Source organism: Rheinheimera sp. (assembly GCF_036782235.1).
Taxonomy (GTDB): domain Bacteria; phylum Pseudomonadota; class Gammaproteobacteria; order Enterobacterales; family Alteromonadaceae; genus Pararheinheimera.
In genome coordinates this window covers 327,995-344,472 of the sequence record NZ_DAIPZL010000003.1, presented here as the reverse complement: position 1 = coordinate 344,472, position 16,478 = coordinate 327,995, and the positions used below count along the sequence as shown (strand labels likewise).

Below are 16,478 nucleotides of genomic sequence, written 5' to 3'. Positions count from 1 at the left end.
ATCGACGCCCTATTCTGAGCTTTGTTGTCATTATACGTTGCTGCATAAACAGTCAACACCCAATGGATATACAGGCTACAGCGTGGAGTGGTTCAGCCCAATTTTTTATCTATCGGTCAGTGAACTGATTCAGAACCCGCGACAGTATATATTTCACGAGTCGGGATTACAATTTATGTTTAATTTTGTTGAAGAAAATCCACCGCAGTCACGGTATCTGTTTTGACAGAATTGGCAATACGACTAGAGTCGAATACTTATTGTGCAGTTAAGCATTAAAATTGACTTTTATGCCCCAGTTGCGGGTAGAATAAGAATTCCTACCGGTTAAACCAATAACAACACAGGAGAAATCCAATGGCAGATAAAAAAGCTGTCGTGCATATCGAAGGCCTGGCGCCTATCGAACTGCCAATTTACTCGGGCACGGCAGGCACAGATGTGATCGACGTACGCGCCTTGGGTCAGCATGGTTACTTCACCTTCGATCCGGGCTTTATGTCCACAGGCTCTTGTGAATCAAAAATCACTTATATCGACGGCGACAACGGCGTGTTATTACACCGTGGTTACCCGATTGAGCAGCTGGCGGTGAAGTCGGACTATCTGGAAACCTGTTATTTGTTATTGGAAGGCGAGCTGCCAACCAAGGCTCAATATGACAACTTCACCCACGTGATCACCCGTCACACCATGGTGCACGAAAAACTGGCATCATTCTTCCAGGGTTTCCGCGTTGACGCGCACCCTATGGCGATGTTGTGTGGCGTGGTTGGCGCTATGTCGTCGTTCTATCACTCAGATTTAAATGTGAACGACCCGGAGCAGCGTAAACGTTCTGCTCACCGTTTAATTGCCAAGCTGCCGACTATCGCAGCCATGGCTTACAAATATACCATTGGTCAGCCATTTGTATATCCGCGTAACGACTTAAGCTACGCCGAAAACTTCCTGCATATGATGTTCTCTGTGCCAGCTGAAGAATACAAAGTCAGCCCTATCCTGGCCAAAGCCATGGATCGCATTTTTATGCTGCATGCGGACCATGAACAAAACGCGTCAACCTCAACAGTGCGTTTAGCCGGTTCTTCAGGCGCTAACCCTTATGCCTGTATTGCCGCTGGTATCGCGTCGTTATGGGGCCCTGCGCACGGTGGTGCCAACGAAGCTTGTCTGGTGATGCTGCAGGAAATTGGTTCTGTTGACCGTATTCCTGAGTTTGTGGCCCGCGCCAAAGACAAAAACGATTCTTTCCGTCTGATGGGTTTTGGTCACCGTGTTTATAAAAACTTTGACCCACGCGCCAAAGTGATGCGTGAAACCTGCCACGAGGTGTTAAAAGAGCTGAATATCAAAGATCCACTGCTGGATGTGGCCATGGAGCTGGAGCGTATTGCGCTGTCAGACCCATACTTCATCGAGAAGAAACTGTATCCGAACGTCGATTTCTACTCAGGCATTATTTTAAAAGCCATTGGTATTCCAACCAGCATGTTCACAGTGATTTTTGCGATGAGCCGCACTGTTGGCTGGATCTCGCACTGGGACGAAATGTTATCCGACAAAGGCCACAAAATTGGCCGTCCACGTCAGCTGTATACAGGTTATACCGCCCGTGATTTTGTTGAAGTTGCCAAGCGTTAAAGTAAGCTTGATGAAAAAAGCGCCTGCGGGCGCTTTTTTTGTCTGTGATTTTTTAAAGCTTTGCCGTCACAGCATTGTGTCCGTTTTCATAGCTCATTATCACCAGCGACAAGCTTGCCGCATCAGGCAAAACAAGGCAAAATCCGCCTTTGAATAACGGCTTGTCAGGTGTGTTTTGAGTTTTAATGTTGAGGCCTTTCGCGCCGAATTTGCGTTTTTTCGCCAGCATCCGGATTGGATTTATCTGGACAGCGCCGCCACCATGCATAAACCCGATGCAGTGATAAAAGCAGAAGTTGAATTTTATCAACAGCATAACAGCAACGTCCATCGCGGCGCCCATCAGCTAAGCCAAGAGGCGACTAAGTTATTTGAACAGGCCCGCGACACTGTTGCGCAAGCGCTGAATGTCAGACGCAGAGAAGAAATTATCTGGACCAGCGGCGCCACAGCAGCGCTGAATCTACTGGCTTGCGGCCTGATGGGCACAGTGTTAAAACCGGGCGATCGCATTCTGTTAACCTGCCTTGAACATCATGCCAATATTGTGCCCTGGCAATTTTATTGTCAGCAGCACGGCGTGCTCATTGATGTAGTGCCACTGACGAATGAACTTGAGCTCGATATTGCGGCATTTCAAAAGCTGCTTGAGCTTAAACCCAAAGTGGTGGCGATGGCAGAAGTATCCAATGTGCTTGGCACTATTGCGCCTGTTGCACAGCTGGTACAACTGGCTAAAGCTGCAGGCGCCATCACTGTGATTGACGGTGCCCAGGGTATCGTCTGGCAGCGGCCGGATATGCAGGCACTGGACGCCGACTTTTACGTATTCTCAGGCCACAAACTTTACGGCCCCACCGGCATTGGTGTGCTGTATGGCCGTTACGAACTGTTAGCTCTGCTCAAACCGCTGTGTTATGGCGGCGAAATGATTAAAACCGTGAGTTTTACCGGCACCACATTAAACCAGCTGCCTTACAAACTGGAAGCAGGTACACCTAATATTGCCGGAGCTATTGGCCTTGCAGCTGCGGTCAGCTGGTTAAACAACTTTGATAGCGCAGCACTTACAGCACACAAGCAACAACTTTTTACTGAGTTATATCTGGGATGCCAGGCTATCAAAGGCCTGCAACTATTGTCACCACAGCAAAATAACGCCGGTATTCTGGCTTTAAATATCAAAGGTGAACATCCAACAGATGTAGCCGCGTTGTTAAACGAGCAAAAAATTGCGGTGCGCGCCGGTACTCACTGCGCTATGCCGCTCTTTCAGGCGCTGCAACTGTCAGGCGCTGTACGTTTATCGCTGGCTGCCTATAACAACAGCCATGACATAAAACGCACACTAGAGGCACTTGAACAAACAGTGGAGTTATTGCAATGACTGCCCATGAGCTTATTTTGCAAAGTAAAGCCCCCTACACCGCCATTGCAAAGCACGAACTGCCAGCCATTGCGGCAAGCAGCGACTGGCAAAACAAATACCGTATTTTGATGAATCTGGGCAAACAACTGCCGGTATTTAGCAGCGATCTTCAGCGTGACGAGTTATTGATTGCCGGTTGCGACAGCAAAGCCTGGTTATTGCATCAATACGACGGTATCACACAAAAACACTATTGGGCCTTTGATAGTGAAGCCCGGGTTGTCAAAGGTTTGGTTGCACTGGCCATTTGTCAGTTAAACGGCTTGTCTAACACTGAATTAGCAAAAATAGACTTCACTGCTTTGCTCAGGCCACTTGGCCTTTACCAGAATATCAGCCCATCCAGACAAAATGGTTTACAGGCTGTGCTTGATAAAATGGCTGAGCAAATCAAAGCAGCAAGCTGACGCCAAAAAGCAGAAGCAGCGGCACGGCCGAGACAGTGCCAAACCATTGTTGTTACATTATTTTTGCGCTAGCTGTTTGGGGTAACAGATTCGTTTTTGGCTGCCAAAGCCGCTTCTTTTGCCGCTAAATTAGCTTTATCAGCCAGCTTTCTAAGCACTCTGGATACTGCAACAAACGCAAAACTGGCGGTAACGACTGTCACAGCGCCAAAACCACCACTGCAATCAAGCCGCATTGCGGTTGGTTGTTCATCGCTCACTTCAGGTTTTGCCAGACAAACTGTGCCATCGGCAGCCGGATAGGTCAGCTGCTCGGTCGAATACACAGCGTCTATACCAAAACGTCGTTTGACATTGCGGCTGTAGTTATAGTCACGGCGCAGGTTATTGCGCACTTTGGCAAGGAGCGGGTCATTGATAGTCTGGCTTAAATCCGCCAGCTGAATTTGGGTTGGATCTGTCTGACCACCGGCACCACCTATGGTCACCAGCGGAATTTTATTGCGTTTACAATGAGCTATCAGCGCTGTTTTTGCCTTAATCGCATCAATGGCATCAATGACATAACTAAAGTCTTTGCTCATTAATTCAAACAAATTGTCGGCGGCAACAAAGTCGGTTACCTGATGCACCACACAAGATGGGTTAATTTGCAAAATGCGTTCAGCCATCACCGCTACTTTATCCTGGCCGATAGTGTCTGTGAGTGCGTGCAGCTGACGGTTGACGTTGCTGATACAGATATCGTCCAAATCAATTAAGGTAATTTCGCCAATACCTGAACGTGCCAGCGCTTCTGCCGCCCAGCTGCCCACACCACCAATGCCCACCACACAGACATGGGCCTTAGCAAAAGCGTCCAGCGCCTTGACGCCATATAAACGGCCAATACCGGCAAAACGTAATAAATAATCTGACATCTGTTGTGTTTTACACCTTAAAAATTCCGCTTTTGGTTGCGGTTAAACTTCATCCAGAGTGATGTTTTCAGAACAAAAATCCGGCTGACTGAATGAATGACTCTGTATGCCGGAGAGCTTTTTTACCTCTGGCATTTGATACTGTGGCCAGCTTAACTGCCAGGGTTTATCCCAAATTTCCAACTGTTGTTGCACAGCTTCGGTTAAAAAATAATGCCCGGCATCCGGCCTTTGCACAAATTGCCACTCGGTGCCGCCATCTTTAAAACACAAGGCATAAGCATGCAGATACACCCGGTCGGCCGCTGCTGCCTGGTACAACTCGTCACCCAAAATAGGGGCGGACACTGACTTGAGCGCCACCCTGATCTGATGGGTTTTGCCGCTAAAAGGTTTAATCAGATAAAGCCTGATGCCGGCAGGAACCGTATCAGCAATGCAGCTTTGCCTCTTATCTTCGGCAGCGGACACATTGGCAAAACCCGCCGAGATAAAATAACTGACCGCCGGATTTTGCTGACTGGTCAGCAGTTTATAAGCCCCCCGCCTGGCGGGTGCCATATCGCCTTTGACCCAGCCTTGCTTTTTTTGCACTTTGCCACCACTTAGCGCCAGATAAAATTTTTGCATCTGCTGTGTCTGAAATAACGCTGATAATCTGGCTGCAGCCTGAGGACTGCGGGCAAATAGAATCAGCCCTGAGGTGACTTTATCCAGCCGGTGGACCGGGTATAGTGCAAAACCAAGCGCTTGTTCGGCTTGTACCACCAAACCAGCGCCCTGCTCAGAATGAAAACTGACGCCGGGAGCTTTATTCAGCACCACAAAATCATCGTGGCTAAACACCAGGTTAAAAGCAGGTGCGCTCACGCCAGCAACTCTTTGGCATACAGATTGGCATGGGCTAAATCAGCCGGAGTATCAACCCCTACAGGCGGCACTGCACTGGCATCGGCCACGTGAATAGCTTCGCCCTGCCACAACACCCGCAGCTGCTCCAGGCATTCGATCTGCTCAAGTTCAGACACAGGCCAGCTGACATAATCCTGAATAAAACCCGCACGATAGGCATAAATGCCAATATGACGACGGTAAATTTGTGCCGTTTTGGCGCTATACGCCTTGTCGCGGTCAAATGGCATTACACTGCGGCTGAAATACAGCGCATAACCGTTTTTATCTGTGACCACTTTCACCACATTGGGGTTATCCACTTCGTGTTGTGCGCTAATGGGCACAGACAAAGTGGCCATCCGCGCTTTTGTTTGCTGCGCCAGATTGTTTGCCACCTGATGGATAATTTCTGGCGGAATAAAGGGCTCATCCCCCTGCACATTGACCACCACAGTGTCTGTTGCCAACTGCAGCAGATCCACCACTTCAGCAAGACGTTCAGTCCCTGAATTATGGCTGGCTTTGGTCATCACCACTTTGGCACCAAAATCAGCAGCCACGCTGGCCACCCGCTCATCATCGGTAGCAATCACCACCTCTGCGGCACCACTTTGCTGTGCCTGTTGCCACACCCACTGGATCATCGGTTTACCGCCGATATCAGCCAGTGGTTTGCCCGGTAGTCTGCTGCTGGCAAAACGCGCCGGGATCACCACTACAAAAGCCATGGTTCTACCTCGGCCGCACTGAGTTCACGGCTTTCTGAACTTAACAACACAGGGATATCCTGTTTTATCGGGTAAGCCAGCCGGTCAAAAGTGCAAATCAGCTGCTGATTAGGTTTGTCCAGCTTTAGTCTGCCCTTACATAAAGGACAAGCAATAATGTCTAACAGTGCAATATTAAAGGCCATAACGACTCCACAGCTGTGTTAGTTTGGCGGCAAGTAATTCCTGCGCCGCCTGAGGGATACGGGCACTGACAGGTAAATAAAACCAGTCGGCTTTGGCAAAAGGCCGGCATTTCACCGCATCTTTTTCCGTCATTAATAAAGGGCCTTTGAGGCCATCCAGATCAGCTGCGCTAAAGGCATGATGATCCGGGAAAAAATGTGCTTTATCGGTGTGATACCCCATTTGGGCTGCACTGCGGGTAAAACGGCGTGGATTGCCAATGCCACTGACCAGCGTCACTTTAGCACCAGGCAAAAGTTTCTGTTGTTCATCCAGCAAAGCGCTGGCCTGGGCTGGCTGCAGCTCAAAAGTAAAAGGGGTGTGGTGATTTGGCAGGCTGTTTGATAACACCAAATCCGCCTGTTTGAGCCGCCAGGCCCCCTCCCGCAAAGGCCCGGCAGGCAATAACAAACCATTCCCCAGGCCACGGCTGCCATCCAGCAGCACAATTTCTAAGTCGCGATAAAGCGCATAATGTTGCAGGCCATCATCCGACACAATAATGTTGCAGTCAGTTTGCGAGAGCAAATAACGTGCTGCCGCCACTCTGTCAGGACACACCACCACAGGGCAGCCGCTTCGGCCCGCCAGCAAATAAGGTTCATCACCCACGGTTGACGGCTTGTCTTGTTGCAGCTCAACAAGCTTTGGCGCTTTGATTTTGACGCCATAACCGCGGCTGACAATACCGGGTTTCCAGCCTTGCTGGCGCAGATAGTCACACAACCACAAAGTCACGGGCGTTTTACCAGTGCCGCCCACCGAAATATTGCCCACCACCACCACAGGCACCGGCAATTTGCTGGTTTTGAGTACACCGGTTTTAAACAGCAACCGCCGTATACCGCTTATCAGCGCAAACAGCAGACTCAAGGGCCATAACAACCAGCTCCAGCCATAAGGCTGATACCAGCTGCGTTCCAGCGCTGTCATGCAGTTTCTCCAAACTGCATCTTATACAAACTGGCGTAATAGCCATTTTGTGCCAGAAGTTCACTGTGACTGCCGCGTTCAACAATCTGGCCCTGATCCATCACCAGAATAAGGTCGGCATTTTCAATCGTAGATAAACGGTGTGCAATCACCAGATTAGTGCGGTTTTTCAGCAGTTCATCCAGCGCCGCCTGAATTTTGCGCTCAGATTCGGTATCCAAAGCCGAAGTAGCTTCATCCAGCACCAGCACAGGTGACTGGCGTAATAAAGCACGGGCAATGGCAATACGCTGGCGCTGACCACCGGATAAAGTCACGCCATTTTCGCCAATTTCAGTATCCAGCCCTTTGGGCATCTGACCGGCAAACTCCATCACATGGGCTTTTTCCGCCACATCCAGCAGACGCTCTTTTGTAAGTTCCCCCTGAAAACCATACGCAATGTTATTGGCAATAGTGTCATTAAACAGCACCACATGCTGCGACACCACGGCAATCTGACGGCGTAACGAATCTAAAGTACAGTCTTTGGTATTGATGCCATCGAGCAGAATTTCACCTTGCTCCACTTCATAAAAACGCGGCAACAAACTGGAAATCGTGGTTTTGCCACTGCCGGAGCGGCCCACCAACGCTACTGTCTGGCCTGCGGTCACACTAAAATTAATGTCTTTAAGCACCTGCTTGTCATGGCCTGGGTAATTAAAACTCAGATTGCGAAACTCAATATTGCCCTGCACTCTGTCCAGCTCCCTGGTGCCGGTGTCACGCTCCGGCGTTTCATCCAGTACAGAAAACACAGTTGCAGCAGCTGCCATGCCTTTTTGGAAATCGCTATTGACTGTGGTCAGTTGTTTCAGGGGTTTGAGCAACAACATCATAGAGGTAATAATTTCGGTAAACATGCCGGGTGTTAAGGTATCGAGCATTTCCGGAAAGCTGGCCAGATAAATCACAAAAGCCAGCGCAAAAGAGGCAATCACCTGAATCACCGACACACTGAGCGCGCGGGTGGCTTCCAGCTTTACATCCAGCCGGCGGTTAGAGTTATTCACTTCTTCAAAACGTTTGGCTTCTAAAATTTTGCCACCAAAAGATAAAATCACTTTATGGCCGTTCAGCATCTGCTCGGCACTGGACGTTACCTGCCCCATAGCACCTTGCATATTGTTACTGATCTGACGAAAACGACGGGATACATGCGACACAATCAGCGCTATCACAGGTGCTATCACCAGGAAAATTGCTGATAACTGCCAGCTGTTATAAAACATCAAGGCCAGCAGGCCAATAACAAAAGCCCCTTCGTGAATAAGCACCACCAAGGCTTTACTGGAGGCTTGTTTAATTTGTTCGGCATCATAGGTAATACGGGAAATCAGCTCGCCGGTGGAGTGCTGATCGTGGTAACTGACCGGCAACGCCAGCATCTTTTCGAACAACTGTTGGCGTAAGTCTTTGACAATATGGGTGCCCGACCAATTCAGGCAATAACTGGCGATAAAATGGAACACACCACGCAATAAAAACAGCACTATCACAGCCACAGGCGCCAGCGCCAGATAATCCATATCCCGCTGGGTAATACCACGGTCAATAAACTGGTCAAACTGCGACAGAAAAAACACATCTACTGAGGCATAACCAATCATGCCCAGAATGGCGACCACAAAACCAAACCGATAATGTTTTAAATAACCAAGCAGACGCCGGAAGGTCGAAGCAGAGCTGTGTTGAGTAGACAAAATAACATCCTGACAATGAAAGACATTGGCATTCTACCTTGTTGTTGCAGCGGTTTCAGCAGCAAAGGGCAGATTTTCCAGCCATTTTACCAGCCGAGCCGGCCTTATGGCCCGAAGCTCTAATTGATCATCACTAAAACGAAGCGACATCGCACCACTGTCGGCGCTGTTATAAAGCGGAATTTGTAATAAAGACAACCTAGCTTTCACTTCATCGGACGGATGCTTATAAGGATTAGCAAAGCCTGCGCTATTCAGTGCAAGTTTTGGTTTAACCTGCTGTAAAAACGTCAAGTGATTTGAGCTTTTGCTGCCATGGTGCGACAACAGCAGCACATCAGCATCGAGCCGCGGCTGGTGCTTTATCAGTTGTTGTTCAGTTGCGCCGCTGATATCCCCGGTCAGCAGCACAGCCCACTCCTGAATAGCGAGCCTGAGCACACAGGATTGATCATTTTTTATATCAGCAGCAGCGGGCCCGGGCGGCCAGAGTACCTGGAGCGAAAACTGCTGCCAGGCCGCTGGCAACTGCCGGCAGTTAAGATCCGGATGCAAAGAGCCCACATCTGTCACCAGTTTGGCGTCGGGATAGGCGCGGCGTAACAGTGCCAGATGCCCGCTGTGGTCACTGTCATTATGGCTCAGGATCAAATAATCCAGTTTTCGCACCCCCTGATAACGCAGATAAGGCAGCACCGCAGCTTCAGTGGCGCTGTAACTGCCATAACGTGGGCCAAAATCGTACAGCAAACCATGTTCGCCCTGCTGCAATAAAATGGCGGTGCCCTGCCCGACATCAATCAGATGTAATTGCGCTTCAGATTTAAGTGTTATCGTTAGTAACAGTGGCAAAGACAACACTATCAACAGCGGCAAGTTGCGGCTTTTTCCCGGCAGCAGCACTAACAAAAGAGCGGCCATCAGCAGCAAAGTCAACAAAAATCCGGCTTGAGGCAGACTCCACCACCAGTTGGCCTCTGCACAGTACAATAACCAGCGCAGCAAAGGTTGCAACAACACATCCAACAGCTGCCATAACAGCGTGAGCGGCCAGGGACTGAAACATTGTAGAAAAAACACCAGCAGCAACAACGGGATCACTAGCAAACTGCACCAGGGCACAAACAGTAGATTCGACAATAATGACAAGGGAGCAACCCCTTGAAAAAACAATAAGCCAAGTGGCAGCATCAACAGCGAAAAAATCAGCTGATACCGTAAAAAGGCCAGCAACTTGGCCCTACCCCCTGTTGCCGGCGGATAACGCCAGCCCAGATAAAACACCAGCGCTACCGCCAGTACCGACAGCCAAAAACTCAGGCTTAACAACCAGAATGGTTGCAACAGCAACAACAGCGCCGCCACCAACAGACAAAACTGTCGGCCGGAACTGCGCCGCCAACATAATTTCAGCAGCACCAAGAGTACCAGCGCTACTAAAGCCCGTACTGTCGGCACTGCATAACCTGCCATAGCACTATAAAGCCAGGCGGCAGCCAGTGCTGTACCAAGTGCCAGACTAAAGCGCCACCATAAGCCGTGTGCAAGCATAGCCCAGGCGCGCTGACTGAGCAGCACCCAGCCAAACACCAATGCTATATGCATACCGGAAATCGAAATCAGATGACCAAGGCCGGTCGCCTGCAGCCCAAGCCATAACTCGTCGCTAAAAGGCCGCTCACCCAGCGTCAGCGCCAACATCAGCGCTTTGCCTGAATAATCGTTAAGCTCAACCTCCAGCTGATTAAACAGTCGTTGACGCCACGAAATTTCTGCGTCAAGTAACTTCAGTTCAATCAAATTCTCCGAGGATTGTACCGTTGCCTGCGCCACCAGACCGGATACTAAGGCCTGAGCTTCAGCCACGCCGCCACCTGGATTAGCTAACCCCCTGATAGTTTTGAGTTTTACCGGAAGTTGCCAGCGTTGCCCTTGTTGCAACTTCACCGGCACCTGAAACCAGCGCACCTGCAACAAAGCGCCCGCACCAGGTTGTGCTTTATCCTTTACAGTTTCACTGAGCTGTAATATAAACCTGCTGCCTCCGTCATAGTGCTGTGGAATACTGACGACAGTTCCGGCCACTATTGTGCTATGCTGCGCCAGCACCTGCTGACTGGTCGTGCTGTACTGCTGCAGCTGAATACTCAGACTGGCAAGATAAAGGCACAGGCCTGCGCCAAACGAGCAGCGAAGCAGGACGCAAATGAACAACAGGCTCAAGGGCCAGTACCAGTCAGGGATCGCAGGTAACAACAAAGCAGTAAAGCTTCCTGCCAGGATCCCAACACAGCATGATTCCATCTTCATAGTTGGTAACTAATTTGGTAACAAAGTTGTAATGGCTAAAAACTTTATAAAAAAATACTTACCAGATCCGGATTCGATCAAAAACCATCAATCGATGCAGATTTTTGGCAAGCTGCTGCACGACGGTAACTTATGGCATCTGCACCGCCGCTCGGCGCGGGGGGCTTTTGCCGCCGGTTTATTTGCCGCCCTGATGCCAATGCCGGGCCAGACTGTATTGGCGGCAGCACTGGCCATTTTATTCCGGGTCAATATTCCTATTGCAGTGGCGTTGTGCTGGGTAACCAACCCCTTTACTATGGCACCAATTTTTTACATTTGTTACAACATTGGAACATTTGTACTAGGACAACCACCACACGATATTCATTTTGAAGTAACCACCGAATGGCTGATTGAGAGTATCAATACGGTCGGTAAACCTTTTTTAATTGGCAGTCTGATTTTTGCTGCTTTTGTCTCGGCCTTGTCCTGGTTCACTATTGATGCGTTCTGGCGTCTGGGTGTAGCCAGAGCCTGGCGTAAAAGAGCCGAACAACGCTTAGAAAAAAGAGCAAACAAAACAGATAAATCCTGAAGATCTGGTACAAGCAGGCCAGGTGCCTGCTTGTCTGAACATGCACTGCACCTTTGCAGATAAAGAGCCTGTTGATGGCAAAACCCTGGTATAAATCTTTTATTCCCGACAGCAGCACACTGCAGCAACATCCGTCGTTACAACGCTTTGGCCCGGCGCTGCAATGTCCGTCGTTGTGGCATTTGTCCCGACGCTCTGCCCGAGCAGCCGTTGCTGTGGGTTTATTCTGTGCCATGCTGCCCATTCCGGTGCAAATGTTATTGGCGGCTTTTTTTGCTATTTGGTTGCGTGGCCATTTGCCGCTGACTATCGCGCTGGTGTGGCTGAATAACCCAATGACCATAGCGCCGATTTTTTATGCAGGTTACAAGCTTGGCAGCTGGATGCTTGGAACAACAGCCAAACAGCTGGAGTTTGAACTCAGTAGCCAGTGGTTATGGACACAGCTCTCCGACATTGGCCTGCCGCTGTTGCTGGGCAGTATCAGTCTGGGCTTATTGCTCGGATTAGCAGGCGCACTGCTGCTGGATTTTTGTTGGCGGATACGTCTGAAAAAGCGTTGGGCTGCAAGAGCCCACAGGCATTAAGCGGCATTATTAACGTTGCCCCAGCACCCGGGCGGGATCCACATAAGCTGCACGGGACGCCGGATACAAAGTGGCCATCAGGCTTAACAACAAGGCCACACCGACCGTCAACAGCACATCCTGGACATGCAGTTCAGAGGGTAAATAATCAATAAAATAAATGGTGGGATCTAACAGCTGTAAGCCAAACAACTTTCCAGCCACGGCATAGATATGTTCAATTTGCCAGGCCAGAATAATACCAACCAAAGCGCCCATCACAGTGCCTTTAACACCATTGAGCCAGCCTAACCACATAAAAGCGCGCACTATCACCCCAGGCTCTGTGCCCATGGTCAGCAAAATAGCAATGTCACTCTCTTTTTCCCGCACCGCCATCACTAAAGTGGCCACTATGTTAAAACAAGCCACGGCTATCACCAGCGCCAGCACCAGATACAAAATGCTGCGGACCATCTGAATGTCCTGATACAAGTGACCCTGGGTGCGAAACCAATCCAGCATATAGACATAATCTTCGGCCTGATTGCCAAGTTCGCGCGCTATATTACCGGCTTGAAAAATATCCTGAATTTTAAAAGCAAAACCTTCCACTTGCCCTGGCGACAAGCTTAACCATTCACCCAGTGCATCCAGATCCACCCAAACTTGCTGATAATCCAGCTGACCACCAATACCGGCAATGGCCACCACTTCCAAACTGACGTTTTTCTGACTGGCGAGCTCGCCTTGTTCAGATAGTTGCGGCAACATCAACTGCACCGTATCGCCAACTTTGGCTGACAATTCAGTGGCAATGCCCTGCCCCAGTACTATCTGACTGGCGCCAAGCCGACTGAGCTCACCTTGCTGAATAAAATCACCGAGCCGGCTGATACCATGTTCAAATTGTGGGTGAATACCGCGTACCGACGCTGCTTTTACTTTGCTGCCCAAACGCAACATGCCGTCGGATTGAATAAAAGGTGCCCCCGCCACCACGCCAGGTGTTTTAACCAGTTGCTGTAGCTTGGGTTGCCATTGCTTGATGGGTTGATCCACGGCCAGCAATTCCACATGTGGGATCACCGACAATAATTTGTTTTTTAGTGCCGCTTCAAAACCATTCATCACCGACAAAGCCAAAATCAGAATGGCCACACCTAGGCCTATGCCCCAAGTGGAAGACGCCGAAATAAAGCGGATAAAAGCGCTACTGTTGCGGGTATGGCGATAACGGCGCGCCAGTTGCCAGGATAAACTAGCCACGAAGTTCACCTAAACGGCCATCTTGCATAAACAGCTGCCGATCTAACCTTTTTGCCAGTTGCTGGTCATGCGTCACCACCACAAAGCTGGTGCCAAGCTCCTGATTCAGCTCGCGCATCAGTTGATAAATGCTTTCTGCGGTTTGATGATCCAGATTACCTGTCGGCTCGTCGGCCAGCACCAGCGCTGGTTTACCTACCATAGCCCGGGCTATGGCTACCCTTTGCCTTTCGCCGCCGCTGAGCTCACCCGGCCTGTGACTGATCCTGTGGCCAAGCCCAACCCTTGCCAGCATCTGTTCGGCCTGTACTTTGGCATTTTTGCTATTTTCACCACGAATAAGCAGCGGCATCATCACGTTTTCAACAGCGGTAAAATCCATCAGCAGGTGGTGAAACTGGTAAATAAAACCCAGCTGTTGATTCCTGAGTTTGGCTTTTTGCGCCGAAGATAAAGTGGCGACATTTTGGTTGGCCAGCCACAACTCGCCGCTGTCGGGCAGATCTAAAGTGCCGAGAATATGTAATAAAGTACTTTTACCTGAACCTGAGCTGCCAACAATAGCCAGCATCTGATGGCTTGGCAGCGACAAATTTACCTGATGCAGCACTGGTGTGACATGAGCGCCGTCACGGTAACTTTTACAAATATCAATACAACGCAACATCAGTTATTCATCCCGTAAAATTTCGGCAGGTTCAATTTGCACCGCACGCCAGGCCGGATAAATCACCGCCAGCGCCGTTAACGCTAAAGCCGACAATACAATAAAAAGCAGCTGCAATGGCTGTAAATCAATAGGCAAGGCCATGCCGGGCAACAGTTGCAGGCCAAGCAGCGCCATCAGCGGGTTTAACTGCCAGCACAGCAGCACCCCCACCAAAGCACCGGCAAAAGCGCCTACTACGCCATGACTCATGCCCTGCACCGCAAATATCAGAAACAACTGACTGTTGGTCATGCCCTGGGTTTTTAAAATGGCCACTTCCCGCTGTTTGTCGGTGACCATCATCACCAGCGCCGACACGATATTAAAAGCCGCCACTGCCACTATCAGCAGCAGCATCAGCCACATCATGGCTTTTTCCATGGCCACAGCTGAAAACAACTTGCCATGGCTGACCCGCCAATCCACCACCTGGTTCACACCAGGCAGCATTGTCAGTTTTGGCGCTATCGCCACTGAACTAAAAGCATCACTTAAGCTGATGCGCCACTCAAGCTCTGGTTTGGGGGCCAGTTTTTGCAAATCGCCCAAAAGCACCACAGCCACCACTTTGTCGACTTCGGAGCCACTGTTAAAAATGCCGGCCACAGTAAAGACCCGCTGCCTTGGCATCCAGCCCATAGGGGTATAACTGCCGCCTGATGGCAACAACAACCTTACTTTCTGCCCCACCTGCACCCGCAGTTTGTCGGCCAGTGCTGAACCCAACATCACCTGATAACGGCTCTGGCCAAATTCCTGCCAGTCGCCTATTTGTAATGAGTCACGCAAAAACTGAGGTAAGGCATCGACCGACACCCCTTGTAATAGAGCGCCACTTAATTGTTTGCTGGATTGGATCAGGGCTTCGGACTGGGCAAAAGGACTGACCTGTACCACCCTTTGATCCTGAGCTTTTAACAGTTCAGGCCAGGACTCCGGCGTTAATATGTCGGTTGACACCACCAGATGCGGCAGCACCCCCAAAATACGTTTTTTCAGTTCACCTTCAAAACCGTTCATCACCGAGCTGACCAGCGTCAGTGCCATCACACCTAAAAAGATCCCGGTGACTGAAAACAACGTAATAAAAGACAAAAACGCATGGCCTTTGCGGCTTTGGCTATAACGTAAACCAATAAAAAGTGGAATTGGTAGCTGCATCCTTTTCTCAGGACTTCATTGAATGATAATGATAAAGTAGCGGGATCATAGAGATAAACAGTGGCGCTTACAAGCCACCTGCCGAGGTTAAAGATGGACAAGGCCCAACTTGAGCAGCTGCGTGTGCAATACCACGACTATTTTTCGATAGAGCAGTCGGTACAAGCCAATATCAGACCACTACCACAACCGCTGCCTGATGAAGACGATTTTTTATTGATGATCCCTGAGCCATTTTTAATGGCCAGTGAGCAAGCGGTACTGGATCGTTCGGCGCTCAAGGCGCTATCTAAGCTTGGCGAACTGGCCGAAGAGCTGGCCGCTTATCTGAAAACCCAGGCGAAAAAACTCGATATGATGATGCGTTATGTGCTGATGCAACAAGACGATGTCAATTATCGTCAGCACACCCATAGTTTTGGCGGTTCAGCGCTGAATTTTTTAACCACAGCGCCGCTGCCGGAAGGCCAGACGCTGGAAATCAAATTGTTTTTAAATGGTGCTGACGGCGCCGTGTATTTCCTGGCAACTGTGCTTGACAATGAACCCTATCAGGCTGCAACAACAGATACTGCAGCTCAGCCCCTAGCAGCCGGGGTGCCAACTTATCTAGTGCGCGCTGCGGTCAGCCGCATTCGCGATGAAGACCGTGAAGTGTTAGTGCGTGCCAGCCTGCATGAACAATCCAGGCAACTTAAACGCAAAGCACTGGAACGTGAACAGCAACGCACTCAGGAAGGAAAGCTGTAATTGCGGCCCTATTCATCAGCCAGGCGTTAGGCTGACGCAGGACAAGTTGCTTTTGCTCTTATTACTCCAGGCAGGCCACAGGTGTTATTAACAAATAGCATTGCAGATAAAACTGCAGTTTTGACTTTTCCAAAGTATCAGCAGCAAGGCTTTGATTACCTTGCGGTTATTTATCAATACGGCATTTTTTCTGCAGTAACCATGCAGCTGC

General features: G+C 49.8%; 16 protein-coding genes. 6 read left to right on the top strand and 10 right to left on the bottom strand.

What is annotated here, in order from left to right; all coding sequences use genetic code 11:
* The first annotated feature begins 357 nt into the window (after nt 1-357).
* The 3 genes from gltA to V7P87_RS05575 all read left to right on the top strand — a co-directional run bounded on the left by gltA (nt 358) and on the right by V7P87_RS05575 (nt 3,480).
* A complete protein-coding gene (gene gltA, locus V7P87_RS05585; protein ID WP_333796545.1) occupies nt 358-1,644 on the top strand; it encodes a citrate synthase in 1,287 nt (428 codons plus the stop codon).
* Between the two features lie 175 nt (nt 1,645-1,819).
* Nucleotides 1,820-3,031, top strand: a complete 1,212-nt coding sequence (locus V7P87_RS05580) for an aminotransferase class V-fold PLP-dependent enzyme (protein ID WP_333796544.1) — start codon at nt 1,820-1,822, stop codon at nt 3,029-3,031.
* The gene (locus V7P87_RS05575; RefSeq protein WP_296299541.1) at nt 3,028-3,480 is read left to right on the top strand and encodes a SufE family protein; all 453 of its coding nucleotides are present in this window, start codon (nt 3,028-3,030) and stop codon (nt 3,478-3,480) included. The genes V7P87_RS05580 and V7P87_RS05575 overlap by 4 nt, the downstream gene beginning before the upstream one ends.
* Nucleotides 3,481-3,548: 68 nt before the next feature.
* Here the strand turns inward: V7P87_RS05575 and tcdA are convergent, their stop codons facing one another.
* Genes tcdA through V7P87_RS05540 form a run of 7 tightly spaced genes read right to left on the bottom strand, consistent with a single transcriptional unit; the run spans nt 3,549 to nt 11,229 of the window.
* Nucleotides 3,549-4,400: a tRNA cyclic N6-threonylcarbamoyladenosine(37) synthase TcdA gene (gene tcdA / locus V7P87_RS05570; RefSeq protein WP_333796543.1), complete on the bottom strand. Its 852-nt coding sequence runs from the start codon at nt 4,398-4,400 to the stop codon at nt 3,549-3,551.
* 42 nt (nt 4,401-4,442) lie between these two features.
* Nucleotides 4,443-5,270 (bottom strand): pseudouridine synthase, encoded by an 828-nt coding sequence (locus V7P87_RS05565; RefSeq protein ID WP_333796542.1) that lies wholly within the window; start codon nt 5,268-5,270, stop codon nt 4,443-4,445.
* Nucleotides 5,267-6,022 (bottom strand): 3-deoxy-manno-octulosonate cytidylyltransferase, encoded by a 756-nt coding sequence (gene kdsB / locus V7P87_RS05560; RefSeq protein ID WP_333796541.1) that lies wholly within the window; start codon nt 6,020-6,022, stop codon nt 5,267-5,269. Before kdsB ends, V7P87_RS05565 begins: the two co-directional genes overlap by 4 nt.
* On the bottom strand, nt 6,010-6,207 hold the full coding sequence (locus V7P87_RS05555) for a Trm112 family protein (RefSeq protein ID WP_333796540.1): 198 nt from the start codon (nt 6,205-6,207) through the stop codon (nt 6,010-6,012). The genes kdsB and V7P87_RS05555 overlap by 13 nt, the downstream gene beginning before the upstream one ends.
* On the bottom strand, nt 6,197-7,180 hold the full coding sequence (gene lpxK / locus V7P87_RS05550; protein ID WP_333796539.1) for a tetraacyldisaccharide 4'-kinase: 984 nt from the start codon (nt 7,178-7,180) through the stop codon (nt 6,197-6,199). The genes V7P87_RS05555 and lpxK overlap by 11 nt, the downstream gene beginning before the upstream one ends.
* On the bottom strand, nt 7,177-8,925 hold the full coding sequence (gene msbA / locus V7P87_RS05545) for a lipid A export permease/ATP-binding protein MsbA (RefSeq protein WP_333796538.1): 1,749 nt from the start codon (nt 8,923-8,925) through the stop codon (nt 7,177-7,179). The genes lpxK and msbA overlap by 4 nt, the downstream gene beginning before the upstream one ends.
* A 33-nt stretch (nt 8,926-8,958) precedes the next feature.
* Nucleotides 8,959-11,229 (bottom strand): DNA internalization-related competence protein ComEC/Rec2, encoded by a 2,271-nt coding sequence (locus V7P87_RS05540; protein ID WP_333796581.1) that lies wholly within the window; start codon nt 11,227-11,229, stop codon nt 8,959-8,961.
* 37 nt (nt 11,230-11,266) lie between these two features.
* Between V7P87_RS05540 and V7P87_RS05535 the strand changes: the two genes are divergently transcribed.
* Nucleotides 11,267-11,812, top strand: coding sequence for a DUF2062 domain-containing protein (locus V7P87_RS05535; protein ID WP_333796537.1), 546 nt, complete (start codon nt 11,267-11,269; stop codon nt 11,810-11,812).
* A gap of 74 nt (nt 11,813-11,886) precedes the next feature.
* On the top strand, nt 11,887-12,399 hold the full coding sequence (locus V7P87_RS05530) for a DUF2062 domain-containing protein (RefSeq protein ID WP_333796536.1): 513 nt from the start codon (nt 11,887-11,889) through the stop codon (nt 12,397-12,399).
* Between the two features lie 9 nt (nt 12,400-12,408).
* On the opposite strand, the gene V7P87_RS05525 is transcribed toward V7P87_RS05530, so the two are convergent.
* Genes V7P87_RS05525 through V7P87_RS05515 form a run of 3 tightly spaced genes read right to left on the bottom strand, consistent with a single transcriptional unit; the run spans nt 12,409 to nt 15,517 of the window.
* On the bottom strand, nt 12,409-13,647 hold the full coding sequence (locus V7P87_RS05525; protein ID WP_333796535.1) for a lipoprotein-releasing ABC transporter permease subunit: 1,239 nt from the start codon (nt 13,645-13,647) through the stop codon (nt 12,409-12,411).
* Complete coding sequence (lolD, locus tag V7P87_RS05520; protein ID WP_333796534.1) at nt 13,640-14,314, bottom strand: lipoprotein-releasing ABC transporter ATP-binding protein LolD; 675 nt, start codon at nt 14,312-14,314, stop codon at nt 13,640-13,642. The genes V7P87_RS05525 and lolD overlap by 8 nt, the downstream gene beginning before the upstream one ends.
* Before the next feature lie 3 nt (nt 14,315-14,317).
* Entirely contained in the window at nt 14,318-15,517 is a 1,200-nt protein-coding gene (locus V7P87_RS05515) for a lipoprotein-releasing ABC transporter permease subunit (protein ID WP_333796533.1), read from the bottom strand.
* 93 nt (nt 15,518-15,610) lie between these two features.
* On the opposite strand from V7P87_RS05515, the gene V7P87_RS05510 reads away from it, so the two are divergent.
* Nucleotides 15,611-16,267, top strand: a complete 657-nt coding sequence (locus tag V7P87_RS05510; RefSeq protein WP_333796532.1) for a PilZ domain-containing protein — start codon at nt 15,611-15,613, stop codon at nt 16,265-16,267.
* Nucleotides 16,268-16,478: the final 211 nt, after the last annotated feature.

Coding starts and splice junctions, on each gene's coding strand:
- gltA (WP_333796545.1), top strand. CDS start 358: ATGGCAGATAAAAAAGCTGTCGTGCATATCGAAGGCCTGGCGCCTATC.
- V7P87_RS05575 (WP_296299541.1), top strand. CDS start 3,028: ATGACTGCCCATGAGCTTATTTTGCAAAGTAAAGCCCCCTACACCGCC.
- tcdA (WP_333796543.1), bottom strand. CDS start 4,400: ATGTCAGATTATTTATTACGTTTTGCCGGTATTGGCCGTTTATATGGC.
- kdsB (WP_333796541.1), bottom strand. CDS start 6,022: ATGGCTTTTGTAGTGGTGATCCCGGCGCGTTTTGCCAGCAGCAGACTA.
- V7P87_RS05555 (WP_333796540.1), bottom strand. CDS start 6,207: ATGGCCTTTAATATTGCACTGTTAGACATTATTGCTTGTCCTTTATGT.
- lpxK (WP_333796539.1), bottom strand. CDS start 7,180: ATGACAGCGCTGGAACGCAGCTGGTATCAGCCTTATGGCTGGAGCTGG.
- V7P87_RS05540 (WP_333796581.1), bottom strand. CDS start 11,229: ATGGAATCATGCTGTGTTGGGATCCTGGCAGGAAGCTTTACTGCTTTG.
- V7P87_RS05535 (WP_333796537.1), top strand. CDS start 11,267: ATGGCTAAAAACTTTATAAAAAAATACTTACCAGATCCGGATTCGATC.
- V7P87_RS05530 (WP_333796536.1), top strand. CDS start 11,887: ATGGCAAAACCCTGGTATAAATCTTTTATTCCCGACAGCAGCACACTG.
- lolD (WP_333796534.1), bottom strand. CDS start 14,314: ATGTTGCGTTGTATTGATATTTGTAAAAGTTACCGTGACGGCGCTCAT.
- V7P87_RS05515 (WP_333796533.1), bottom strand. CDS start 15,517: ATGCAGCTACCAATTCCACTTTTTATTGGTTTACGTTATAGCCAAAGC.
- V7P87_RS05510 (WP_333796532.1), top strand. CDS start 15,611: ATGGACAAGGCCCAACTTGAGCAGCTGCGTGTGCAATACCACGACTAT.